Source organism: Streptomyces sp. NPDC097640 (assembly GCF_040302705.1).
Classification (GTDB): Bacteria; Actinomycetota; Actinomycetes; order Streptomycetales; family Streptomycetaceae; genus Streptomyces.
Map to the genome: position 1 here is coordinate 59,628 of NZ_JBEOSB010000041.1, position 23,804 is coordinate 83,431.

Annotated in this window: 21 protein-coding genes, 1 tRNA gene and 1 pseudogene; 11 read left to right on the plus strand and 12 right to left on the minus strand. The window is 70.0% G+C overall.

All coding sequences use genetic code 11. From position 1 onward, the window contains the following. Positions 1–42: 42 nt before the first annotated feature. Positions 43–1,611: an AbgT family transporter gene (locus ABTY62_RS42775; protein WP_352134786.1), complete on the minus strand. Its 1,569-nt coding sequence runs from the start codon at positions 1,609–1,611 to the stop codon at positions 43–45. Beyond that, positions 1,611–2,900 (minus strand): metal-dependent hydrolase family protein, encoded by a 1,290-nt coding sequence (locus ABTY62_RS42780; RefSeq protein WP_352134787.1) that lies wholly within the window; start codon positions 2,898–2,900, stop codon positions 1,611–1,613. The genes ABTY62_RS42775 and ABTY62_RS42780 overlap by 1 nt, the downstream gene beginning before the upstream one ends. A gap of 122 nt (positions 2,901–3,022) precedes the next feature. On the opposite strand from ABTY62_RS42780, the gene ABTY62_RS42785 reads away from it, so the two are divergent. Continuing rightward, positions 3,023–4,105 (plus strand): Lrp/AsnC family transcriptional regulator, encoded by a 1,083-nt coding sequence (locus ABTY62_RS42785; protein ID WP_352134788.1) that lies wholly within the window; start codon positions 3,023–3,025, stop codon positions 4,103–4,105. A 91-nt stretch (positions 4,106–4,196) separates the two neighbouring features. After that, positions 4,197–5,645, plus strand: coding sequence for a 3-hydroxybutyrate oligomer hydrolase family protein (locus tag ABTY62_RS42790; RefSeq protein ID WP_352134789.1), 1,449 nt, complete (start codon positions 4,197–4,199; stop codon positions 5,643–5,645). 25 nt (positions 5,646–5,670) lie between these two features. Here the strand turns inward: ABTY62_RS42790 and ABTY62_RS42795 are convergent, their stop codons facing one another. Together ABTY62_RS42795 and ABTY62_RS42800 are read right to left on the minus strand one after the other, a co-directional pair. Beyond that, entirely contained in the window at positions 5,671–6,336 is a 666-nt protein-coding gene (locus tag ABTY62_RS42795; protein WP_352134790.1) for a response regulator, read from the minus strand. Further along, a complete protein-coding gene (locus tag ABTY62_RS42800; RefSeq protein ID WP_352134791.1) occupies positions 6,333–7,472 on the minus strand; it encodes a sensor histidine kinase in 1,140 nt (379 codons plus the stop codon). The genes ABTY62_RS42795 and ABTY62_RS42800 overlap by 4 nt, the downstream gene beginning before the upstream one ends. Before the next feature lie 130 nt (positions 7,473–7,602). On the opposite strand from ABTY62_RS42800, the gene ABTY62_RS42805 reads away from it, so the two are divergent. Next, positions 7,603–9,480: a protein-arginine deiminase family protein gene (locus ABTY62_RS42805; RefSeq protein WP_352134792.1), complete on the plus strand. Its 1,878-nt coding sequence runs from the start codon at positions 7,603–7,605 to the stop codon at positions 9,478–9,480. Positions 9,481–9,603: 123 nt separating this feature from the next. On the opposite strand, the gene ABTY62_RS42810 is transcribed toward ABTY62_RS42805, so the two are convergent. Both ABTY62_RS42810 and ABTY62_RS42815 read right to left on the minus strand, forming a co-directional pair. Next, positions 9,604–9,681 (minus strand) — tRNA-Trp (locus tag ABTY62_RS42810). A gap of 111 nt (positions 9,682–9,792) precedes the next feature. Continuing rightward, complete coding sequence (locus ABTY62_RS42815) at positions 9,793–10,755, minus strand: LysR family transcriptional regulator (protein ID WP_352134793.1); 963 nt, start codon at positions 10,753–10,755, stop codon at positions 9,793–9,795. 266 nt (positions 10,756–11,021) lie between these two features. Between ABTY62_RS42815 and ABTY62_RS42820 the strand changes: the two genes are divergently transcribed. Next, positions 11,022–11,573 (plus strand): hypothetical protein, encoded by a 552-nt coding sequence (locus ABTY62_RS42820; protein WP_352134794.1) that lies wholly within the window; start codon positions 11,022–11,024, stop codon positions 11,571–11,573. 119 nt (positions 11,574–11,692) lie between these two features. After that, the gene (locus tag ABTY62_RS42825; RefSeq protein ID WP_352134795.1) at positions 11,693–11,947 is read left to right on the plus strand and encodes a response regulator transcription factor; all 255 of its coding nucleotides are present in this window, start codon (positions 11,693–11,695) and stop codon (positions 11,945–11,947) included. On the opposite strand, the gene ABTY62_RS42830 is transcribed toward ABTY62_RS42825, so the two are convergent. The 3 genes from ABTY62_RS42830 to ABTY62_RS42840 form a co-directional block, all read right to left on the minus strand. Continuing rightward, on the minus strand, positions 11,940–12,254 hold the full coding sequence (locus tag ABTY62_RS42830; protein ID WP_352134796.1) for a hypothetical protein: 315 nt from the start codon (positions 12,252–12,254) through the stop codon (positions 11,940–11,942). The genes ABTY62_RS42825 and ABTY62_RS42830 overlap by 8 nt on opposite strands. Before the next feature lie 699 nt (positions 12,255–12,953). Next, positions 12,954–13,832, minus strand: a complete 879-nt coding sequence (locus ABTY62_RS42835; protein WP_352134797.1) for an aldo/keto reductase — start codon at positions 13,830–13,832, stop codon at positions 12,954–12,956. Positions 13,833–13,925: 93 nt separating this feature from the next. Then, positions 13,926–15,062 carry an MFS transporter gene (locus ABTY62_RS42840; RefSeq protein ID WP_352134798.1) on the minus strand — a complete coding sequence of 379 codons (1,137 nt, stop codon included), beginning with the start codon at positions 15,060–15,062 and terminating at the stop codon, positions 13,926–13,928. Positions 15,063–15,269: 207 nt separating this feature from the next. Between ABTY62_RS42840 and ABTY62_RS42845 the strand changes: the two genes are divergently transcribed. From ABTY62_RS42845 to ABTY62_RS42860, 4 genes are all read left to right on the plus strand, one after another. Beyond that, positions 15,270–15,806 carry a TetR/AcrR family transcriptional regulator gene (locus ABTY62_RS42845; RefSeq protein WP_352134799.1) on the plus strand — a complete coding sequence of 179 codons (537 nt, stop codon included), beginning with the start codon at positions 15,270–15,272 and terminating at the stop codon, positions 15,804–15,806. Positions 15,807–16,012: 206 nt separating this feature from the next. Further along, positions 16,013–17,122, plus strand: coding sequence for an alkene reductase (locus ABTY62_RS42850; protein ID WP_352134800.1), 1,110 nt, complete (start codon positions 16,013–16,015; stop codon positions 17,120–17,122). 113 nt (positions 17,123–17,235) lie between these two features. Further along, on the plus strand, positions 17,236–18,177 hold the full coding sequence (locus ABTY62_RS42855) for a D-2-hydroxyacid dehydrogenase family protein (protein ID WP_352134801.1): 942 nt from the start codon (positions 17,236–17,238) through the stop codon (positions 18,175–18,177). A gap of 401 nt (positions 18,178–18,578) precedes the next feature. Then, the gene (locus ABTY62_RS42860; RefSeq protein WP_502997637.1) at positions 18,579–19,790 is read left to right on the plus strand and encodes a Cmx/CmrA family chloramphenicol efflux MFS transporter; all 1,212 of its coding nucleotides are present in this window, start codon (positions 18,579–18,581) and stop codon (positions 19,788–19,790) included. A gap of 445 nt (positions 19,791–20,235) precedes the next feature. Here the strand turns inward: ABTY62_RS42860 and ABTY62_RS42865 are convergent. Further along, positions 20,236–20,361, minus strand: a pseudogene (locus ABTY62_RS42865) (winged helix-turn-helix transcriptional regulator); the annotation flags it as partial. Between the two features lie 102 nt (positions 20,362–20,463). Between ABTY62_RS42865 and ABTY62_RS42870 the strand changes: the two are divergent. Continuing rightward, the gene (locus ABTY62_RS42870; RefSeq protein ID WP_352134803.1) at positions 20,464–20,865 is read left to right on the plus strand and encodes a RidA family protein; all 402 of its coding nucleotides are present in this window, start codon (positions 20,464–20,466) and stop codon (positions 20,863–20,865) included. Positions 20,866–21,584: 719 nt separating this feature from the next. Here ABTY62_RS42870 and ABTY62_RS42875 read toward each other — a convergent pair. Then, complete coding sequence (locus ABTY62_RS42875; RefSeq protein WP_352134804.1) at positions 21,585–22,223, minus strand: HD domain-containing protein; 639 nt, start codon at positions 22,221–22,223, stop codon at positions 21,585–21,587. Between the two features lie 104 nt (positions 22,224–22,327). Between ABTY62_RS42875 and ABTY62_RS42880 the strand changes: the two genes are divergently transcribed. Continuing rightward, complete coding sequence (locus tag ABTY62_RS42880; RefSeq protein ID WP_352134805.1) at positions 22,328–23,296, plus strand: GlxA family transcriptional regulator; 969 nt, start codon at positions 22,328–22,330, stop codon at positions 23,294–23,296. A 281-nt stretch (positions 23,297–23,577) separates the two neighbouring features. Here the strand turns inward: ABTY62_RS42880 and ABTY62_RS42885 are convergent, their stop codons facing one another. Beyond that, on the minus strand, positions 23,578–23,799 hold the full coding sequence (locus ABTY62_RS42885) for a hypothetical protein (RefSeq protein ID WP_352134806.1): 222 nt from the start codon (positions 23,797–23,799) through the stop codon (positions 23,578–23,580). Positions 23,800–23,804: the final 5 nt, after the last annotated feature.

The following is a 23,804-nucleotide window of genomic DNA, read 5'->3' on the forward strand; positions in this document are numbered from 1 at the left end:
CTCCCCGGCGCCGCCGGTGCCGGCCTGCCGGCCGTAAGGCACTCATCGGAGGGTGATGTGCGCACCGGGCCCGAGCGGAAGATCGAACCCGTAGAACAGGCCCAGGATCAGCAGCCACACCGCCAGGAAGGGCACGACGAAGATCGCGAGCCGGGAGATCAGGGTGCCGAGCCTGGCCTCCGGCTCGTACTCACGCACCATCGCCAGGACGAGGAGGAGATAGGGATTCATCGGCGTGATGGCACCGGTCGCGGAGTCGCCGATCCGGAAGGCCGCCTGGCTGAGCGCCGGGCTCATGCCCATCAGCATGAACGCCGGGATGAAGACGGGACCGACCAGCGACCACAGGGCCGAGCCGGAGACGATGAAGAGATTGAGACAGGAAGCCAGCAGGACGAAGGCGACGATCGCCCAGAAGCCGGTGACACCGACCGAGCCGAACAGCGCAGCGGCCTTCACCGCCAGCAGGACACCCACGTTGGACCAGTTGAACAGGGCGATGACCTGGGCCGCGACGAACATCATCACGATGTAGCCGGACATGGTCTTCACCGACTCGGTCACGGCGGAGACCACGTCCTCGGTGCTCGTGAGCCGCTTGACCGCGAAGCCGTACGTGAGACCGGCGAGCAGGAAGGCACCGAAGAGGACCGGGACGATACCGGTCAGCACCGGCGAAGGTACGAAGGCTCCGCCCTCACCGCGCAGCGGGGCGCCCGGAGGCAGCCACAGCGCGAGGACCCCGCCCAGGTAGAGGACGACGACGAGTGCCGTCGCCAGCAGGCCGCGCCGCTGCACCGGGGTGAGGGTGACCTGCTCCGCCGGGGCCCCGTCCGCGGACTCGTACGTTCCCAGCCGCGGCTCCAGGACGCGGCTGATGAGGAATCCGCCGAGCAGGGCGAGCACGATGCTGGTCGAGGCGGTGAAGAAGTAGTTGATGAGCAGATGGATGTGCAGCCCCTGGGCGGCCGGAAGCACCGAGGCCGCCTGCTGGGTGATCCCGATGTACAGGGCGTCCAGCGAACCGACGGTGAATCCGGCGGCGTAGCCCGCGGTGACACAGGCGAAGCCGCCGATGAGGCCGGCGACGGGATGGCGTCCGGCGCTCTTGAAGGCCAGGGCCGCCAGGGGCGGAAGCACGATCGCGCCCACGTCGCTCATCATGTGTGCCTGGCTGGCGACGAGCGCCACCGCGTACGGGAGCACGGCGCGCGGTACCCGGGCCAGGGTGGCCCGCATCACGGTCTCCAGCAGACCGGTCCGCTCCGCGAGCCCGACCACCATGATCAGGGTCAGTACGGCGCCGATCGGCGGGAACGTCGCGAAGTTGGGGATCAGGTTCTCCACCAGCCAGCGCACTCCGTCACCGGTGAACAGCCCGGTGACCGGCTTGGTGTCGTGGGTGCCGGGTACGGCGACGGAGACACCGCCAAGGGCGAGGGCGGTGGAGAGCAGGCCCAGGAGCACGAAGAGCGCGGCGAACAGGACGATCGGATTGGGCAGGGCGTTGCCCGCCCGCTCGATCAAGGAGAGCAAGCGGTCCAGGCGGCCGCGCCGCTCGGCGTCGGGAGACTCGCTGTCCGCTGCCCGGAGGTCGGTCAGTGACGACATCAGGGCCGCCTCACGGTCGGGGCCGCCAGGAGCGGGAGGTCCTTGCGGACGATGCCGTCCTGGACGACACAGACGATGTTGGCGGGATCGCCGAGAACCCCGATATCCGTGAGTGGATCGCCCTCGCAGATCACCAGGTCCGCGGTGCGGCCGGCGGCGAGGGTGCCCAGCCGGTCCGCGACACCGAGGAGTTCGGCGGAGGTGTGGGTACCGGCGACGATGGCTGCCATCGGATCCATACCGAGGTCCACCAGATAGCTGAGTTCCATCAGGTTCACTCCGTGCGGGCCGACGGCGGCGTCGGTGCCGAGCGCGATACGGGCACCGTACTCGATGGCCCGGGCGATGTTCTCCTTGGTGATGCCCGACCAGCGGGTCTTCTTCTGGTAGTGGTAATCGGGCATCGTGCGCTTGTTGATGCCCGCGTAGACGGTGGAGAGCGTGGGGACGACGAAGACGCCGCGCTCGCCCGCCATGTCCAGCGCCCGCTCGTCCAGACCGTAACCGTGCTCGATGCTGGTCACCCCGCCGCGGATCGCGTTGAGGATGCCCGCGTTGCCCTGGGCGTGGGCGGCGACCGGCCTGCCGCCGTGGCGCCGTGCTTCGTCCACGACGGCGCGGATCTCCTCCTCGAGCAGGCCCTCGTCGTCGGGGTCGTCATAGGGGCTGCCCATGCCGCCCGTGGCGCAGACCTTCACCAGGTCGGCGCCCTCGCGCAGCACCCGGCGCACCGCGATCCGGGCCGCGTCGGGGGTGTCGGCGATCTCGGACATCCCGGCGGTCAGATCGGTGCCGTCGGGAAGGCGCAGGTCGGCGTGGCCGCCGGTGTGGCTGAGGATCCGTACGGCCGTCTGCACCCGCGGACCCACGATCCGTCCGGTCTCGACGGCCTTGCGGTAGCCCGCCGACAGACCACCCAGATCGCGTGCGGTGGTGATGCCGGCGTCGAGAGTCTGCCGCAGCCGCGTGGCGGTGTCCAGAGTGACCAGCACCGGGTCGAGCTCCGCGCGGCGGCCGGGCGGCGAGCCCTGCGCGTAGGCGAGGTGGACGTGGCAGTCGAAGAAGCCGGGGAGTACGGTGCGGCCACCGGCGTCGATGACGCGAACCGGAGCGTCGTCATCGTCGGCTGGGGGCGCCGTCGCGGCGGCTCCCGCGTAGGTGATGGTGCCTTCGGCGTCGACGGTGACGACGGCGTCTTCCACAGGGGACGAACCGGTGCCGTCGATGAGCCGGGAGTTGTGAACCCGCAGGGCGGTTCGGGTGGCCTCCTGCGTCGTGGCATGCGTCATGGGCGCGGTCACTCCTCCATATCGGGAACGGGCGAAGGGAGTGTGGAATGCGCAAGAAAACCTGGAGTCACGGTGCAGAGTTGTCGTCGGATTTCCTCGACGGGTGCAGAGAAGCGCCACCCATGGGCGTGCAGGATTGTGCCGCCGCGGGAGCCGATGTGGAGCTCGATGAACTGGACCGTGCTGTCGTCCATGCCCTCCAGATCCATCCCAGGGCCCCGTGGACGCTGGTCGGCGAGGTACTCGGGGTCAACCCGGTGACCGTCGCGCGACGCTGGCACCGGCTCGAGGCGGCGGGTCTGGCGTGGGTGACCGCCTATCCCCGGCTGTCGAACTCGCGGATCGTCGTGAGCGGCGTGGTCGAGGTGGACGCCGAGCCGGGCGCCGCCGAGGCCGTGGCGCGGGCTCTCGCGACGGATCCAGCGGTGGCGAACATCAAGATCACAGCGGGCGGTCGCGATCTGGTGATCGCCGTACAGGCCAGGAGCCTGGAGGAACTGGCGCGCACCACCACGCTGCTGTTCCAGCGGACGCCAGGGGTACGGGCGACGCGCACACATGTGTCCACCGGCGTCCCCACCGAGGGCAGCCGATGGCGGCTGCGCAGTCTGGACGAGGCCCAGAGCGCGCGCATCGAGGCGGCGGTTCCCCGGCCCGGCCGGTCCCTGCCCGTGGCCGAGGCCCGCCTGGACGACCTGGACGCGCGTCTGCTGGAACTGCTGAGTGTGGATGGGCGCACCTCGCTGCGCGACCTGTCGGCGGCGACCGACGCGAGTCTGACCACGGTGCGCCGCAGGCTGCAATCTCTGCTGGCGTCCCGGCTGAGCCTGCGCTGCGATCTGGCCCGGCCGCTGTCGGGGTGGCCGCTGTCCGCCGTCTACTTCGCATCGGTCCCGGGCCAGCACGTGGAGGGGACGAGCCGGGTACTGTCCGAGGTGCGGGAGGTCCGCTCATGCGCGATCACGGCCGGCCCGCACAACCTGGTGATCGATGTCTGGTTGCGGGACCTGCGCGACGTGCACGCCTTCGAGGCCCACCTGTCGGGCAAGCTGCCGCGCCTCACCGTGTCCGACCGCTCGGTGGTACTGCGGACGGTCAAGCACATGGGGCGTCTGCTCGACCACCACGGCCGCTGCATCGGAGTCGTACCGCTCGGGCACCCGCAGGAACATGAGCCCAGGAGGTGGAGCTCCGAACCACTGTGAGGAGACGGACGGTGGTCGGCAGACCTATGTACCGGGCACGTCGGGCCTCATAGCCTCCCGCGCATCGTTGCACACTCTCGGAGGCACACCGATGCGTCTCTCTCCAAGCTCCACACCATGTATCCGGCGACGGAGTGTTCCGACAGCCCTCGCCCTGGCCGCTCTCCTGCTCACCCCCGCGGCGGCCACGGCCGCACCAGGAAACCCGGGTGCCCACTGCGCGCACCTGGCACAGATACGTGTACCGGGTGCCGAGCGTCAGCAGTCGGCTTGCCTGGATGAGCTGACGACCGCGGGCACGGTTGCCTCGGGACACACCGACCCCGCCGACTGGGCCGGGCTGACGCCGGAGCGTCTGGCGGTCCCCAGCGGGGTCCCCGGCGTTCAGATCGACGGCTACTTCCCCGACACCTCCACCACCAACACCAACCACGGCTGGAGGCACGACGCCCAGTTCGTCATCCGCCTGCCCGACGTCTGGAACGGCGGATTGGTGGTCGCCGGCACCCCCGGCAACCGTGAGCAGTACGCCAACGACCGGGCCATCGCCGACTGGGTGCTCTCCCGCGGCTACGCCTACGCCGCCACCGACAAGGGGAACACGGGCCCCGCCTTCTACCGGGACGGGAAGGCGCCGGGCGACGCCATCGCCGAATGGAACGACCGCCTCACCCAGCTCACCCGGGCCGCCCGTGCCACGGTCACCCAGCGCTACCGCCGCCCGCCGTCCCGCACTCTGGTGACGGGCATGTCCAACGGCGGGTACCTGGTGCGCTGGCAGCTGGAGAACCACCCCGAACTCTACGACGGGGGAGTCGACTGGGAGGGCACCTTGTGGCGCTCCGACGGACCCACCCTGCTGGACTTCCTGCCCAAGGCGCTGCGCCACTACCCCGTGTACGCCGCCGGGGGCGGGGGCGCCCGGCAGGCGCGAGAAGCCATGCACGCCGCAGGGTTCCCGGCCGGGTCGGAGTTCCTCTGGCCCTACCACTATCAGTTCTACTGGGATCTGACCCAGCGCATCTACCGCGAGGAAATCGACCCCGGCTTCGACGGGGCGGCCGAGGCGGGTACCCCGTACTGCCCGACGGGGACTCCGGCCTGCGACACCGACTACGACTACGCGGCGCGTCCGGACGAGGTCAGGCAGGCCGTGGAGAAAATCGCACTCACCGGGCGGATCGGCAGGCCGCTGATCACCGTGCAGGGCACGCTGGACGTTCTGCTGCCGATCAGCCAGGACTCCGATGTCTACGCCCGCATGGTGCGCGAGGCCGGCCGCGGCCACCTGTACCGCTACTACCGCATCGAGGGCGGCACCCACACCGACTCCTTGGTCGACATGTTCCCGGACCGGCTCCGTCCCCTCACCCCGTGCCACCGAACGGCGTTCACGGCGCTCGAGAGCTGGCTCACCGCAGGCCATCGACCGCCCTCTTCCCGGACCGTCGGCCTGCCCGCCGGGGCGGACGCCGCGACCCTCCTGAACACGTGCTCGCTGGACGGGCGGGACCACACTCGTTCCCCGTCCCCTTCCTGACCGGCCGCCCGGCGCCGGGACGGGGTCAAGCTCGTCCCGGACCGGCCCACGGTTGACAGGGGTCGGCCAGCCCCGAGGCCCATGCCCAGGCGGCGACGGCTACGCGATTGCGGGCGTTCAGTTTGCGCTGCACGGCGGCGATGTGGGTTTTGACCGTGCCTGGCGAGACATGCAACGCGGCGCCGATCTCCGCGTTGGTGAGCCCCTGGGCGACCAGCCGTACCACCTCCGTCTCCCGTGCGGTGAGCAACGAGCGGTCGGGCACGGACGCTTTGACCGGTGGCGCCAGGCCACGCAGCAGGCGGACCGTCAGCGACGGGCTGATCAGGGTGTCGCCCGCCATCGCCGCCCGTACGGCTTCCACCATCATCGTGGGGCCGGAGCGTTTCAGCAGGTAACCGGAGGCTCCGTCGCGCAGGGCGGGACCGAGGTAGCTGTCGTCGTCGAATGTGGTGACCACGACGACTCGATGGCCTTCCGGCACGAGACGGCGGACCACTTCGAGGCCGTCGAGGCCGGGCATGCGGATGTCGGCCAGGACGACGTCCGGACGCTGCCGACGGGCCACCTCGACCGCGGTCACTCCGTCCGCCACGTCCCCGACGACCATCATGTCGGGCTGAGCGTCGAGGACCATCCGGAACCCGTGGCGCACCAACTCCTGGTCGTCCGCGATCAGTACCCGGATCACTGCGCTGTCCGCCCTTCGACGCGGCTGCCGGGCCACGTGGCCGCCGTCTGCCAACCGCCCGTCCCCGTCGGTCCGGCGGTGAGTGTGGCCGCCTCGGCCGCGAGCCGCGCGCGCAGGGCGGCCAGCCCCCTGCCGCCACCCGGCAGCCCAGCTGGCGAGTCACCTCCGGACGCGCTGATGTCGCGGACGTCGTTGACGACGCTCACCGACAGCGCTCTGCCTGTACGGCGCACCGCCACCCGGATCCGTGTCGCACCGGGGGCATGTCGCCGCACGTTCGTCAGGGCCTCCGTCACCATCCGGTGGGCCAGCGCCGGCACCTCGCGTATGCGCGGGTCGAGGTCCAGTTCCACCCGCGCGGCGCTTCCCTCACGAAACCGTGCCACCACTGCGGCCAGCTCCGCCAGGGCGGGCTGCTCGCGCTCACCTTCATGCGTCTCTTCGTCGAGCATGCGCACGGTCCGGTCCAGGGTCTCCATCGCCCGCAGTCCCGCTTCCTCGATGCGCCGCAGCGTGGCCACCGCCTGGTGTGTATCCGTTGCCGCCACTACCTGGCCCATCTGCGCCTGCGTGAGCATTCCGCTGACTTCGTGGGCCACGAAGTCGTGCAGGTCCCGGGCCAGCGCGAGGCGTTGGGCCCGCCTGGCCTCCGCCACCGCGCCGGCCCGCCTCCGGTCGAGCGCGCGCAGATACCGGCCGGCGAGTAGGGTGGCGAGGGCGGCGATCGTGGCCAGTCCGCAGATGACCGCCGTCTCGGCCGGTTGCGCGGGTGGCTCCAGATTCGGCCCGATGCGCAGCGGCAGTACGGCGGCCGCCGTCGCGGGCAGTACACACAACGCCCACCCGCGGCGGCCTTCGGCGGCGTGTGCGGCCGGTACCAGCAGGGCGAGCAGCCCGGCGGTCTCGACGAGCCACCATGGCCCGGTCTCGTTCCCGGCAGGCCCCCGGTAGGCCACCGTGGCGGCCACCGACACCACGGCAGCCCACGCCCCCCAGCGCGGTCGTCGCAACAGCGCCGAGCCGGCGGCCGCCACGGCGGGCAGAGTGATCAGGGGTCCGGCCTCAGGGAGCGCGACGACCGCCGCGACGGCCACGATGCCCGCCGCGACACCACAGGCCACTTCCGCGCTACGCATCCGGCCAGCTTATCGACGCCGCAGGTCGGGCCGCCTCTGCCGAATGGCAGAGATCTCACCGGAGACCGAGGCCGCAACATCTGCCAACGCGCCGATGCGCCAACCGATGTCCGCCTCGAATGCTGGGGCCATGCCGCACATCGCCTCGACTCGCAGCGCATCCCGGCCGCTCCGCGCCACCGCCATCGCCGTGGTCACCCTCGCCGGTACCGCCGTCCACCTGCCCAGCGCCAACGCCGCACCCCACGCCGTCACCCTGATCGCCGACACCAACCGTGACGGTCGGCTCTCCGACGCCGACATCCCGGGCCGCGGCAGTTGGAGCGACGGCCGGGGCGCGCTGGTCATGCCCAACCTGGATGACAGCGCCGACCGTTGCCCAACCCTCGGGGACAACGGCTCCCGGCTCGGCGACGACGCCCTGGCCGCGTGCAACGACGCGGCCGACGAGCAGGTCAACGGCGCCCGCGACGCCCTCGACCTGGCTCCGCTGCGGCTGGCCGCCCTGCCGAATCTGGGCCCTGGAGCGTACGGCAGGATCAGCGTGAATCGCACGGCCGCCCCTTACACCCGCCTGTTCCGACGGCACGAGGGCGGACTACCCACGCCGCTCGGAACGGACGCCCGGCTCACCGCCGACGAACTGCGCTCCGGTGTCGATCTGGCGCTGGAAGCCCGCGACCTCGTGCGCGACCCGAAGGTCTTCGACGGCCTGATCGACGTCACCCTCGAGGTCGTCGACGGTGGCCGCGCCACCCGCGACACGGCGCGGCTCCGGGTCGCGCCACTGATCCTCACCCATGACCTGCTGCCCATCGACCGCATGGTGATCAGCGACAACAGCACCACGCCGGAGAGCGCCGAGCGCCACGGCCACGACCCCGACGTCCCCGCCCGCCCGGTCGAGAAGGGCGAGAAGACCTTCCGCGGCCGGCTCCGCGCGGCCCTGGCCGAGGCCGGGCTGAACGACCGCCTGCTGGAGTATCCGACCGGCGGCGACCGCTGGATGCGCGACCAGTTCATCACCGGTTACTTCGAGGTCCCCGGCCCCGCCGGCACACCGCGCCGCACGCGGGTGCTGCTGCGCTCGAGCGATGTGATGCCCGAGGGCAGCACTCGCGCCTTCCCGCTGCGCGACGCCGGACGCTCCGCGTTCACCGTACTGCGCGGCCCGGGCACCGCCGCCGTGCAGCAGTACGACACCGGCCGGGTCGGCGACAGCGAACGCAGCACGTTGTGGGGCTCGTTCAGCTCCACCGGAAACTTCCTGGTCGCGCCGCCCGACAAACGTTTCCCCGCGGGACGGGTGCTGTACGGATCCGACGGGGGACAGGCCGCCCCGGATCCGACCTTCACCCGGCTGCTTCAGGCTCAGCGAGAACAGTCACCGCTGGCGGTCGACACCAGCTGGCTGGCCGTCGGGCACATCGACGAGTTCCTGTCGTTCGTCCCCGCCGACACCGAACGCGGCTGGGCCGCCGTCGTCGCCGACCCGGCCCTGGGCGCGGACCTCCTGCGCAAGGCCGGGGCGAGCGGCCTGCTCCGTGAAAAGTCCGTCCTCGAGGGCAACCGTCTGGCCACGGCCGGCATCGACCGGGCACTGGACCTGCTGACCGGCCAACTCGGCCTGCATCAACAGGACATCGTGCGTGTACCGGCGATCTTCACCCGTCTCGAGGTCCCCGGCTATCCCCGCCAGGACATCGTCGCCAACCGCCTGCCCGCCATCGCCAACGGGGTCGCCACGGGTACCCGCACCTACCTCGCTCCGGCCCCCCACTCCCACGCCGGCCACGACGGCCGGGACGTCTTCGAACGCGCCACCGAAACAGCGCTGTCGGCCATCGGCACCCGGGTCGCCTGGGTGGAGGACTGGGACTACGCCCATGCCGTCGGCACCGTGGGAGGAGAGATTCACTGCGTGACCAACGCATTGCGCGATCTCTCGGCCGCACCGCCCTACTGGCGCCGAACGGCCAGGACACCGCTGCTCTCCGAGACAGATTGAACACCTCGGTGGGTGGTCGGCTCGGCCCTCGCATGAGACGCCGTCTCTCGGAGAGGTTTCTGCCTCGCCGGCCGCCCACAGGAGCGCATCATGACCCGTTCTCGGCGCTCCAGGAGGTGCGACTGGCAGGGGCGGCAGGATTTGAACCTGCGGCGCGCGGGTTTGGAGTCCGCTGCTCTGACCGGGCTGAGCTACGCCCCTCTGACACGGCCAGTGTGGCACCTGCCCATCGTGACCTGCCACGGGATTTTGAGAGCCTGCTCTCGCATAGCTTCGTCGAGCAGACATGTAGCGCCAACGTGTGATGTTCGGTCAGCCGTCGTGGAAGGGTTGCTGACCGACGGCGTCCGCGTCCGCGTGTGCGTGTGCGTTGCGGAACGAAGGCTCGGACAGGGCGGCGTGGCGCAGGTGTTCGGCGAGTGCCGTGGTGGCCGTCGACGCGGTGCGATCCTTGACGCCCCAGGCCAGCAGATGGTGGCGGCGGGCCCAGGGGTCCTGCAGTTCGCAGACGTCGAGGGGCTGATGGGGGTCGATGGCGCGGCGTGGTACGACGGCGAGCCCGACGCCGGCGGCTGCGAGGGAGACGAGGACGCTCAAGCTGGCGACCGTGGTGCGGTGGCGTACCACCGGCGCGTGCGGTCCGAGGTGTTCCTCGATCCAGCGGCGCAGCGAGGATTCGGCGTCGAGGCCGACGAGAGGGTGTTCGGCGACCTCGCTGTAGGGCAGCGCGGTCCGTCCGGCGAGGATTCCTCCGGCCTGGCCGATCACGACCAGGGAGTCGTCGCCGAGGGGCTCCATGCGCAGGCCGCAGTCGCGAGCCTCGTCGTCGAGGACGACCCCCAGGTCCGCTTCGCCGTCGGCGAGCATCCGTACGGTCTGCGGGGTGCGGCTCTCGGACACTCTGACGTCGATGTCCGGGTGGGCGCGGAGGAACGAGATGAGGGCCTGCGGCACGAGCCGGTGCATCGCGGAGCCGCCACCGAGCAGGGTCAGGGGAGCGGTCGGGGACCGGGTGTAGCTCGCGACGGCGCTTTCGAGCCGTGCGGTCTGGGCGAGTACGTCGCGCGCGTGCCGGGCCAGGGCCGTCCCCGCCGGCGTCGGCCGCACGCCCCGGCGGCCACGGATCAGCAGTGCCACGCCGGCGTGGTGTTCCAGCGAGCGCACTCTGGCGCTGGCTGAGGGCAGGCTCAGGTGCATGCGATGAGCGCCCCCCGTGATCGACCCCTCCGAGACGATGTGAAGAAAGAGCCGCAGGTCGTCCAGGTCATAGCGCACCGGCCCAGACTAAGGCACAGGCTTAGGCTGGGTGCGCCGATCACGCATTGCGAACCTACTCGTCACGGAGTGATGCTCGGCGTGTGATCGAGTTTTCTCTCGTCCTGCTGGAACGCCATAGGGGGTGCGGGCACGTTCGTGGCGCTGCCCGCTCTCGTCGCCTTCGGCCTGCCGCCGGTGACGGCGAACGCAGTGTCGCGGTCCGCCCGCGTACCCGGCGCCGTGGCCGGCTCACCGCCCCTCGTCTGAAACGGAGGCTGACTGACATGACCGAAAGCGGTGCGGGAGCCACCGCGCCCTACACGGACGCGGCGCGAGCGAGGCTGGTGATGGCCTACGAAGCATGCGAACTGGCCGACCTCGCGCGTGCCGCCGTCCCGATCGGCGAGCATGAGCTGAATCCCGACGGCACCACCCGTGCGCCAGGCACTGTCCTGGCCGATGCCGCCCGAGTGCTCGCCGCCGCGCAGCGGTTCTTCGAAGCCGCCGCCGTGTTCGAGCGGATGGGTGGCACCGACTGGCAGCTCATCGGCGAGGTCCTGTATGTGACTCCCCACACCGCTCGGGTGCGCTTCGCGATGCCCGAGACGGCCTTCCGGGAAGAACTGCTCTCCACCGAGGAGACTCGCTCGGGCGGAGCCGCCGCCGAAGTGACCAGCCTGCGGGCCCACATGGCCAGGGAACCGCTGGAGACGGCCCTCGACCTCGACGACTGGGTGCTGCGCCACGAGGACGGCCACGGCGACCTCGGCACCGCACCAGTCTCCGGCGGCTTGGTCCGCAGGGGCCCTCACCGACGTACCGAGAACCCCTCCTGACTCACTGAGAGGAGAGACGTGGACGAGCGACGGCCTCGGCCTGGTGGCGGTGGCGATGTCGTGCCTCTCAGGCCGCGGCTCTGGAGCAGCTCGACCGGGCCTGGGACGACTACCACCGCATGGACGCCCGTGTCTACCGGGCGGAAGTCGAGCGCATCATGCGCCAGGCCGGCGCCCGCCGGGCGAAGTGGGCGGTGGCCCGCACCCGCCCGGACACCGGTTGGACCTCCCTGACGGGGGCCGAGCGGCGCGTGGCACTGCTGATCGCCGACGGGCACTCCAACCGCTCCGCCGCCGCCGAACTCGGGGTGTCCGTCAACACCGTCGGAGGCGGCTGCTTCCCCACGGAATGTCGGCGGCCCGTCGTCAGGTGACGGAGATGCCGGTCAGATCGATGGTGATGAGGACCGGTTCGGACGCGGCGTGCCCGTCTTTCTGGACGGGCACGACGTACCTGTGGGTCGGGAAGACCAACCCTGATGCCGGCACATGGTGTTCGGTGAAGTGCGCGGCCGGTGTGCCGCCGAGTACGTCGGGCGCGTAGTCATGGCGGCGCAGCAGGCCGGCCGCGTTGTAGTAGAAGACCTGTTCCGTGGAGTGCGTGGCCAGGGCCTGGGGGAAGGTGGCTCGTAGCCGTCGCCACTCTTCGTCGGCCTCCCGCCAGGGTGCCAGCTCCTGCACCACGACACCGGGACGTGTCAGCAGGTACGGGGGCGGTGAGGTAGTTCCACAGGGCGTAGCCGGCGAAGTACAGCGCGTGGAGCTGGTCCCAGGGGGTGTCTGGACCATGGACGGCGAAGGCATCGCGCGAAGCCGAGGTCTTCCAGCTCGGCCGCCGCGTGGCGCCGCCGGTCTTGAAGTGCCGGGTCTTCGGAGCGCAGTTCGTGGCTGAAGATTCCGCAGCGGCCCAGGGACCGCTGCGGTGCGGTGCGAGGTGCGGAGTGCATTGTTTGTTCCTTGCTGGGACAAATGCGTTACTCGTGCTGCGGATGTGTGCGCGGGTCCTTCTTGGCCCGGAGGTGTCGTGCCGTGCGCCGGGCCGGTCGGGGCCACTGCTGACGCGGCTCGGCTGAGGGCCTGGAACCCGGCCTCGCCCTCGCTGCCGGCGACCCTGGCCGCTGTCCTCGGCGTAGGAGGCGCGCGAGGCGCAAGGGATCGGCAGTGTGACGTTGGATGCGCGCGGTGATGTCATGATCTCAAGTCCTGGTCACTCATCGGCGGTGTTTCCCTCACCCGAACAGGTGAGCGGGACCGATCCGGTCGGCCGATGCACGATCGCTGTGCGCGTCGGGCGAGAGCGTGGCCGGGAACGCTTTGCGCAAGCAGTCACTCGGGCCACGACCGCGTCGGCGTTGCCGCCCTGCGTGATTGCGCCGTTGATCACGCCTCACGCGCGGCTTCGCTGAGCGCCTCGTATTCCGCGTCACCGAGGGCGATCCGGGCGGCCTGAGTGTTCTCCTCGACGTGGGACACGCGGGAGGTGCCGGGGATGGGCAGCATGACGGGGGAGCGGTGCAGCAGCCAGGCCAGGGCGAGCTGGGAAGGGCTCGCGCCGTGTGCCCTCGCCGGCGTGTCCAGCGGGCCGCCTTCACGAGCCAGTTGTCCGGTGGCCATCGGATACCACGGGATGAAGCCCAGGTTCTCCCGTTCGGCGTAGTCCAGTACGTCCTCGGCGCCGCGGTTGGCGAGGTTGTACAGGTTCTGCACGGAGACGATGTCCGCGATCGTGCGGGCTTCCCGGATCTGCGGGACCGTCACCTCGGACAGTCCGATGTGGCGGATCTTGCCCTCCTGCTGGAGCAGGCGCAGCTCGCCGATCTGGTCGGCCAGCGGCACCTTGGGGTCGATGCGGTGCAGCTGGTAGAGGTCGATGCGCTCCACGCCCAGGTGGCGCAGGCTCAGTTCGGTCTGCTGGCGCAGGTATTCGGGACGGCCCAGGGGCCGCCAGTCGTCCGGGCCCGAACGGGAGAGTCCGCCCTTGGTGGCGATCACCAGGCCCGCCGGGTAGGGATGCAGCGCCTTGTGGATGAGCCGCTCGCTGACGAACGGGCCGTAGGAGTCCGCTGTGTCGATGAGGTTCACGCCCAGCTCGACGGCTCGGCGCAGCACGCGCACGGCTTCTTCGGGATCCTTCGGCGGCCCCCAGACGCCTGGTCCGGTCAGCTGCATCGCTCCGTATCCGAGCCGGTTGACAGGCAGGTCACCGCCGATTCGGAAGACTCCGGAGGCGTCGGCGGGACGTCGGCTTTCCTGTGTCATGGTGTGCCTCTCGCTGTCGGGTTGTTGTCCGAGGAGGTGGGGGTCGTACAGTCGCCGGTGCGTATCGGCGATCGCCGGCGGGCGGTTCGTCGGTCAGCGACGGGTGTGCATGCGGTACTGCGCGAGCAGTCCGAGAGCGGCGGCGGCGATGATGGCGACGCCGTAGCCGAGGACGGTGTGGAGCAGTCCGAGCGGGGCGATCAGGAGGCCTGCGATGATCGCCGGCACTCCGAAGCTCAGGTAGGCGACCAGGTAGACGGCCGCGAAGAGCCCGGCCCTCTCGTGGGCCTGTGCGAGAGGGGCGATGGTGCGCAGGGCTCCGGAGAAGGAGGCGCCGACGCCCACGCCACCGATGAGGCCTCCCAGCCACAGTAGCGGAAGTGTCGCAGTGGCGACTCCGGTCATGTTGACCGCGGTGCCCAGCAGCACGCCCGCGCCGCCGACGAGAATGGTGCGGCGGGGCGCGAGGCGGCCGAGAGAGAGGCCGGCCACGGCGGCGGCCGCGGGCTGGACGAAGGCCGTGGCGCCGTTCAGGAGACCGCTGTGCAGGCCCAGCAGGTCGCGGAGGATCGTGGGGACGAGCCCCATGAACAGTCCGGCCAGCATCCAGGCGGCCATGTGCACGGGGATGCTCGCCACGAATTCACGGCGCGCGGCCCTGGGAACGGAAACGCGAGGTATGAGGGAGCGCACCGCTCCCGGGCGGGGAGATACCGTCTCGGCTGAGAACGCGACGACACCCGTGCCGACGGCCATGATCACCGCGAGGGCCGTGAACACGATGACGCTCGCGTGGTTGCTGAACTGGACCGCCGCGCCGGTCAGCAGGGCACCCAGACCCAGCCCGCCGGCCGGAGCGATGCTGGTGATGATCGTCCCCAGTCTCTTGCGGTGCTCCGGGGCGTGTTCCACGACCGAGGCGGAGAAGGCGCTGGTGGCCGCACCGGTGGCGATGCCCTGAATGGTGCGGGCCGCGATCACCCAGCCGATGTCGGAGGCGAAGACGAACATGAGCATCGCCCCGAGCTCCACCGCGAGGGATCCGATCAGGACGGGTCGGCGTCCGATGTGGTCGGACAGGGAGCCGGCGACCAGCAGGGCTGCCAGCAGGCCCAGCGCGTAGGACGCGAAGGCGACCGTCAGCACCCAGGCCGGGAAGCGCCACTGCTGCTCGAAGACGACCAGCAGCGGAGTGGGCGCGCCCGCGGCCACATAGAGCGCCGCGAACACGGCACCCGATCCGGCGAACGCAGTGGAAGGAGCAAGCAGCCTCCGGGCCCGGGCAGGCTCGGTGATCACAGCGACCGGGCTGCGGTCGCGTGTTGATTCGATGACGCGGGACACCTCGAAGCCCCCTAAGGCAAGGATCTGTGCGTTACAGGCAGCGTAGACCCGAGGGAGGGTTATTGCCAAGCCCTGTGCGTTACTGTGGGGTATATGACTACGGAATCGACCCCGCGGCGCCGTACCGGCGGCCGCAGCGCCGCTGTGCTCGCGTCGATCAGGAAGGCCGTCGAGGAACTGATAGCCGAACGGGGCAGTGACGCCATCACCATCCCGATGGTCGCGGAGCGCGCCGGGGTGAATCACTCCAGCATCTACCGGCGGTGGGGTGATGCCCGGACCATGATCAACGACCTGGCGACCTACCGGTTGGACCCCGGGCGCGGCCTTCCTGATACCGGTGATGTGCGGGCCGACCTGGTCGCGTGGGCGCGGGAGTTGATCAGTCACTACAGCATCCCCGTGAACGCGGCCATCCTCCGGGGAGGGGCCGCCGCGGCGGGGGAGAGTGAGTCGGACTGTCTGCGCGACAGGCGGGCGGAGGCGGCCGCCTTCGCTGCCCGGTCCGGCGGCACCTTCAGCGGTGACGATGTCATCGACCGGGTGGTGGCCCCGATCATCTACCGCGTGATCTTCCTGCCCTGGACCTTGTCCGAGATCGACGCGCACGCCTACGTGGACGAACTCTGAGGTCGGATCTCCGGCATCCCCCGTGCCTGTCATTCGCGCTTGATGCGCAGATGTTTGCGTTAAGGGGGATTCCTGGTAGGCTCACCCTAAGGCGCAGATCTGTGCATTAGTGGATCTGTGTGTTAGGGCGGCTGCTGCCGCTCCGGAATGTGACCCGGCACCCTTCCCGGGGCCTGCTGGGCTTCGCCCTTCATCAGGAGACTCACATGACGAGTTCGACACAGCCTCTCCTCCAGCCGTACCGGATGCGGGACCTCCCGCTGGCGAACCGCATGGTCATGGCCCCATTGACACGGGCCCGCGCCCGCAACAGCGACCTGCTGCCCGGTGACCTTCATGCCCAGTACTACGCTCAGCGCGCATCGGCCGGCCTGATCATCTCCGAGGGCGTGTGGATCAGCCGTGACGCGATCGGCTGGCACGACGTTCCGGGGCTGTTCACCGACGAGCAGGTCGCTCGCTGGAAACAGGTGACGGACGCGGTCCACCGGGCGAGGGGCGTCATCTTAGCCCAGCTCTGGCACACCGGGTCCGCCTCGCACCCCGACTTCTTCGACGGCCGGCCGCCTCTCGCGCCCTCGGCGGTCGACCCGGGACTGCTGGCGCCGACCTCGACGGGCCGCAAGCCCACCGTGGAGCCCTTGGCGATGTCGGAGCACGACATCCGGCAGACGGTCGCCGACTTCGCGACGGCCGCCCGCAACGCCATGCGCGCCGGATTCGACGGGGTACAGCTCCAGGCGGGCTTCAACTACCTGATCAGCCAGTTCCTGAACCCCCGCACCAATGTCCGCACGGACCGTTACGGCGGCTCGATCGAGAACCGCGCCCGCTTCCTCCTCGAAGTCCTCGAGGCCGTCGGTGACCACGTCGACCTGCGCCGTGTCGGTGTGAAGGCCGGACCCGCCTGGGCCGAGAGAGGGGCGTTCGTCTCCGGAAGCGAAGCCCTGGCCGACAGTGAGTACGTACTCGGACGACTCAACGACTACGACCTCTCGCACCTGCTGCTCATGGGGATGATGGCCGACCCCGTCGGAGGGCCGCTCGCGGACCTGTCCGGCGACGAGATGTTCCGCCACTTCCGCAAGGTCTACCAGGGCACCGTCATCGCGAACGTCGGTTTCGACCAGCACCGGGGAAACACGGTTCTGGCCGACGGCCTGGCGGATCTGGTCTCCTACGGACAGGCCTTCATCGCCAACCCGGATCTGCCCGCCCGGTTCGCCGCCCACGCACCCCTCAACGAACCGAAGCAGGACCTCTTCTACGGCCCGGACGCCGCCGGCTACACCGACTACCCGCGACTCGAGAGGTGAGGCCGGAGATGGCCGCGCCGGCGGCCCGCCGTCCGGCCGCCACCGCGAGGAAACCGGCGGGTTCCGCCCGGTAACCATGAAAGCATGCCGATCACGAGAGCCGGTGAGCAAACATGAAGGTCGCAGTACTCGACGACTACCAGAACGTCGCCCTGAGCCTGGCGGACTGGGATTCCCTGCACGCCCAAGTGGACGTCTACGGCGAGCCGCTCGGCGACGAGGCGGAAGTCATCGCGGCGCTGGCCGACTACGACGTCATCGTGGCGATGCGCGAACGGACGCCGTTTCCGAGTTCGACACTGGACCGGCTGCCCAGACTTGCTCTGCTCGTCACCACGGGCCCCGGCAACGCCGCGATCGATGTCGCCGCTGCCCAGCGACTGAACATCACCGTCAGCGGCACGGGGTACTCCTCACACCCCACGGCCGAACTGACATGGGGACTGATCCTCTCAGCAGCCCGCCTGATCCCCCAGAACGTTGAGTCGGTACGCCGCGGCGGCTGGCAGGTGGGCCTGGGAACGAGCCTGCACCAGGCCACTCTGGGAGTCCTGGGCCTGGGACGGCTGGGCACCCGTGTGGCAGAGATCGGCAAAGCCTTCGGCATGCAGACCATCGCCTGGAGCCAGAATCTCCGGCCGGAAGACGCTCAGGCCAAGGGCGTGACCTACGTTTCACGCGACGAGTTGTTCGCCCGCTCGGACGTGCTGAGCATCCACGTGGTGCTCAGCGAGCGGACGCGCGGGCTCGTCGGCGAACGTGAACTGCGCCTGATGAAGCCCACCTCGATCCTGGTCAATACATCACGCGGGCCCGTGATCGACGAAGCCGCGCTCCTGGACGCGCTGAACGAGGAGAGGATCGCGGGCGCGGCACTGGACGTCTTCGATCGCGAACCGCTGCCTGCCGACCACCCGCTGCGCTCCGCGCACAACGCCGTGGTGACCCCGCACATCGGATACGTCAGCCGGGACCTGTACGAGGTGTTCTACCGGGACGCAGTCGAAGACATCGCAGCGTGGGCCGCGGGCTCCCCGCTACGGACCCTGACCTGAACATAGGACTGGGCTTCGACCGTCCCCTCACGCGACCCCGCAGTACAGCCGGGGGGCGGGCAGGGCCGGACCGAAGGCCACCCCCGCATCCTCGGGACGCAGGCGAGCCTGCCGCGAGCACACCAACTCACCAAGTACGCAGTTGTGGTCCATGCATCCGGCGTCACCACTGCAGTGGCGTGCCGGGGCTGGTGAAGGTGGACCAGTCGGACCTAGGTTCGGCAGGGCGTGCGCGGGGCGTCCACACGTGTGTCCCGGGCGGGATGCTGGATGCGAACCGGGAGGCAGCGCCGCCTTCGCAGGTGGTCCTCGCCGGCAACGGCCCTTTCCGAGAAGCGGCTGCGCACGGCCGAGCGGAGCGCCTGGTTCCCCCCTCGTTCCTCAGACGGAGCAGATGAATCATGCCCTTTGTGATCTACGTTCTTGGGCTGGGCATCTTCGCCCAGGGCACCTCGGAGTTCATGCTCTCCGGCGTGCTGCCCTCCATCGCCCAGGATCTCGGCATACCCCTCGCGTCCGCCGGAATGCTGGTGTCCGCCTTCGCCATCGGCATGCTCGTCGGAGCACCGCTGATGAGCCTGGTCACCCTGAAGATGCCGCGCCGTGCTGCGCTGACCGGCTTCCAGCTCGTCTTCATCGCCGCCCACATCGGCGCCGCCCTCGTCCCGCACTTCGGATTCCTGCTGGTCATGCGCGTGCTGTCGGCGATGGCGTATGCCGGATTCTGGGCCATGGCCTCGGTCGCGGCCATCTCGCTGGTGGATGCCGACAAGCAGGGCCGAGCCATGGGCGTGGTCGTCTCGGGACTGAGCGTGGCCACGATCATCGGTGTCCCCGGCGGCACCCTGCTCGCCCAGCACGCCGGCTGGGAGGCCGCCTTCTGGGCCGTCGCCGCGATGACCGCGCTGTCCACGCTCGCACTGCTCGTCGCCCTCCCCGGCGGCCGGGACACGACAACGGCACAGCCACGTCTGGCCACGGAACTGCGCTCGCTGATGCAGCCGCGGCTCTGGGTCGCCTACGCCACCACCGCCCTGACCGTCGCCGCCCAGTTCGCGATCTTCTCCTACCTCGGAGCGCTGCTGGAGGACGTCACCGGCCTCAGCACAGGCCTGGTGCCCCTGGTGCTCGGACTCTACGGCGTCGGCGCGTTCATCGGCCTGACCATCGGAGGACGCGTCGCCGACCGCGCCCCCTTCACACTCCTGCTCGTGGGCATGGGCGCCTTCATCGTGGCCGCGACAGCACTCGCGGTTGCCGCACATGTCGCCTGGGTCACCATCGCCCTGGTGGTGCTCCTGGGGGCGGCCAACTTCGGCGTCACGCCCGCCGTCAACGCCAGGGTCTTCTCCATTCTGGGGGAGACCAGGACGCTCGGTGGCGCCGTGAACATCGCCGCGTTCAATGTCGGCATCGCCGTCGCGCCGGTGGCGTCCGGCCTCGTCATCAACACGGGACTGGGACTGGCGGGTACGGCCTGGATCGGCGCGGCCTTCGGGGTGGCCCACATGGGCAGCGTTCTGCTGGACCGCCACCTCACCCGACGCCACGAAGCGGGCACCACGGTGCCCGCGACCGCCTCCGACCCTGAGCGCGTTGCCGCTGCTTCATGACGGCTGCACATCTGGCAGGGGACGTGCTCACGATCCGCTCATGGTTGCCTTTGGCCACATTGCGTATGTGGCCACGGGCGAGCAGGTCGTGCGGGTAGCCGAGTTCGATCGTGCTGGCCGCGCTGTTCTGGCGGTCCGCCGCCGCGGTCACCGACGTCCTCGACGCGCCCCCCGGGCCGCCCGTGATCCAGTTCCCCGGCTACGCGCCGGAACCGTGCCTGTTCGCGCCGGAGCAGGTCACTGAGTACCCCCACTTTCTGGAGTTGAGCAAGGAACTATGGCAGCAGTTGGGAGACTGGAGCAGGTGGCAGGCCACCGGAGCCGCGGTGGACGGCTCCTACGCGGCCAGCGGGGCTGTCGCCCCGGAGGAGTTCTACATGGACGAGTTGTCCATTTCTTCCGGCTGGAAGGCCGGTGGCTGGACCCGTTGGGGCCTCACCGATCGGAGCGCCTCAATGATCAGGAGCGCCCACTTGCCGACGACGCCCGAGAAGATCTCCCGCGCCAGGGAGTCCGCGCGCCTCAGCTCTGCGTCCTCGGGCAGGCCCTTGAGTAGCTGCTTGGTCACCATCAGGTTCCTCAGTCACCGAAAAGTGCGTTCTTCCAGGTCGACTTTCACTCTCCTACAGTTTCTGAGTAACCGTGAGAGAGTAAGCCAGGAAGGCGAACACCGTTGACCACCATCGATGTCTACAATCACAACGTGCCGGCCGAGAGCGAGTTCGGCTACTCGCAGGCGATCAAGTCCGGCGATCTGATCCACGTTTCCGGACAGCTCTCGCTCGACAAGGCGGGCGAGTTCCTCTACGCGGACGATTTCGCTGCCCAGCTGAAGCAGACCTACGTCAATCTGGACAAGGTCCTGAACCACTACCGCGTCACCCGGAACCAGGTCGTCTCCCAGACCCTGTACGTGGTGAACCTGCGGCAGAACGCCGCGGCGACGGCTGAGGGCAACCTGGCGTACTTCGGCGACCACCGCCCGGCCAGCACGGTCCTGGGCGTCACCGAACTGACCTTCCCGGGCCAGGTCATCGAGATCAGCTTCGTCGTCGACACGAAGCTGCCCGCCTGAGCTTGTCCGCCGCGCACGGCCCGGCTTGGTCGGCCTCCGGGAGAAACCCGCTTTTCGGGTAGACGTGGGGCACTGAGGCAGCGAACCAGCAACCGGACCTGCCGTTCTGCTGCACGGAACCGGACCAGTGCAGGCCCGCCAAGGCCGACTGACGACCGCGGGTTCCTACTCGACAGCCCGCCGCCCGGAGGGCGGCGGGCTGTCCCCATGGACTGCCGCGCGACAGCGCCGAGCCGGTCGTGCCCGGCGCACGGGTACTTCTTCCGACGCTCGATCCGTCGGACTTCGGCGAGTGCTGCTGAGGAGAGGCCACGGATGGTCGCGATGTCGTCGTACGCCCGGTGCCGACAGGGTAGTTCGGCCCGGACGCGGCCAGGACGCCTACGCGGCATCGGCCTTTCTGGTGATGGTCATGTCGATCAACTTTCCATCTGCGGTCGCTACGCGACCAGCCCGGATCCACCGCGCCTCGGACCGCCTGCGGCCCGTACCTACATTTCTGCCCCACCGAGTCTGTATCGGCCGCTGCGCGACCCGGACGCGGTCGAACTGGACGACGATGCTGAGGACCTGCCGCGCAGGCGCGAGAAGCCACAGCTCAAGCGCCTCGGACGGCCTCCCTCTCCCACGCCGCCCGCGGCGCGGGCGCGCAGCGGGCACCCCGCCCGCACGTCTGTGGTTCTTACGCGCCGAGCTGCGCTGTCCATAGCAGAGGGGGATCATTCGGCCCAGTCGGAGCCCTTGATGACGTCGACGAAGTCGCCGCGGCGGAAGCCGGGGACGAAGTGGGCGAGGACGTCGGCTTTGACGTTGCCGAACGTGGTGTCCGGGCGGTCCTTGATGCCCTCGGTGAACATGGCGAGGATCCGGTTCTTGAAGTCGGGACGGGGATGGGCAGCGATCACCGCAGCGCGCTGCTCGTCGGGGACCGCGTGGTAGCCGATGCCCAGAACGTCCAGTTCCACGCCGCGGGTGACCAGAGCAATCTCGGGAGCCATGTGCAGCGGGATCTCCGGGGTGGTGTGCAAGGCGATGGCCGTCCACACCCGCTCGGCCGGCTCACCGGTGATGCCGTGGGTCTGCAGGAAGCGGCGGGCCTCGTCGGCGCCGTCGATCTCGAAGCGCTGGTCGGTACGGCGGAAGCGTTCCGTCAGCCCCAGGTCGTGGAACATCGCCCCCACGTACAGCAGCTCAGGGTCGAAGTGCAGCCCCTGCTCGGCGCCGCGCAGCGACCCGAACAAGAACACCCGGCGTGAGTGGTCGAACAGCAGCGGCGGACTGACCTCGCGCACCAACTCGGTCGCCTCACGCGCCAGGGCGCTGTCCGGGATCCGCACACCTGCGATCGTCTCGCTCATCAGGGTTTCCTCTCCATGGCACCTGGTCGGTGGACTCCTCCACCCTCGCCCGTGCCGTAGGCTGGCACCATGTCTGTCCAGCCATATGAACCACAGATTCAGACATGACGCATCGGATCGCCCTCCTCGTGTTCGACGGCGTGACCCTGCTCGACGTCAGCGGCCCCCTGGAGGTGCTGCACCAGGCCGACCGGCTCGGGCACCCCTATACCTGTGCCCTGGTCTCGCCCCGCGGCGGTGACGTCACTACGTCCAGCGGGCCGGTGCTGGCGGGCACCACCGCCGCGGCCGATGCCGGGCCCGTCGACACCCTCGTGGTCGCCGGGGCCGACCACCTCGCCGACCAGGGTCCCCAGGAGGAGCTGCTGGCCGCGGCCGACGCCCTCGCCGCTCAGACGGCACGGGTCGCCTCGGTCTGCAGCGGCGCCTTCGTCCTGGCCGCACTCGGCCTACTCGACGACCGCCGGGCCACCACCCACTGGCGCCACACCCGCACCCTCGCCCGCCGCCACCCTCGCGTGCACGTCGAACCGGACGCCCTGCATATCCACGACGGCCGCTACATCACCTCAGCAGGAATCAGCGCTGGCATCGACCTGACGCTGGCGCTGGTAGAACACGACCACGGCCCCGACACCGCCCGCGACATCGCCCGCGAGCTGGTCGTGTTCATGCAGCGTCCCGGGGGTCAGTCCCAGTTCTCCACCGCACTGGCCACCCCACCCGCACGCAGCGACCTGCTGCGCACGCTGACCGCCTCCGTGCTCGCCGACCCCACCGCCGACCACAGCCTGCCCGCCATGGCCGCATCCGCCGCCGTCAGCACCCGGCACCTGACCCGGCTGTTCCAGACCGACCTGCACACCACCCCCGCCCGCTGGGTCGAGCGCGTGCGTCTCGACCGCGCCCAGCAACTCCTCCTCGACGGACACAGCATCACCTCCGCCGCCCACCACAGCGGCCTGGGCAGCGACGAGACCCTGCGCCGCGTCTTCGCCCGCCATCTGGGCATCACGCCCACCGAATACCGCAAGCGCTTCACCACCACACACGATAAGGCCCCGCTGTCATGACAGCGCTCCAAGGCCGATGACGATTGACGCCCGATCAGGTTGCATTTGGCACGGGAAAGTCATGACTGCCCGAACCGTGACGCACCCGCCGGCAGCGCCTGCTGCACCCGCAGTGTGAAGACCGCCGCGCTGGCCGCTGGGGGCAGTGTGCTGGGTCAATGGCCCGACAATTGCGGCTGCCGTCGCGTTCCACCTGGAGACCAGTCAGCCCGATCTGCTCCCGGACGCGCCCGCCTTCGCCTGCAAGTCGAGGCGAACCACCCCGGTACTGCGGGCGCCATTCACCCGCGCCGGGCGTCGGCCGCTGGGCCGCGGCCCGCACCCCGGGCCCCGTCGTCCCGCAGTCCGGCACGGGCCCGGTCCACCGTGTCAGCGCGGCCGAGGCCGAGGTCGAGGTGGCGCCGCTGTACCGGCCCGGCGGGCTGGAGCCCCTGGCCCAGCTCCGCGAGCGCGGCGTACTCGGCTCCCCACCCCAGCAAGGCGGTCCGGCGCTGAGTGGGCATGATGC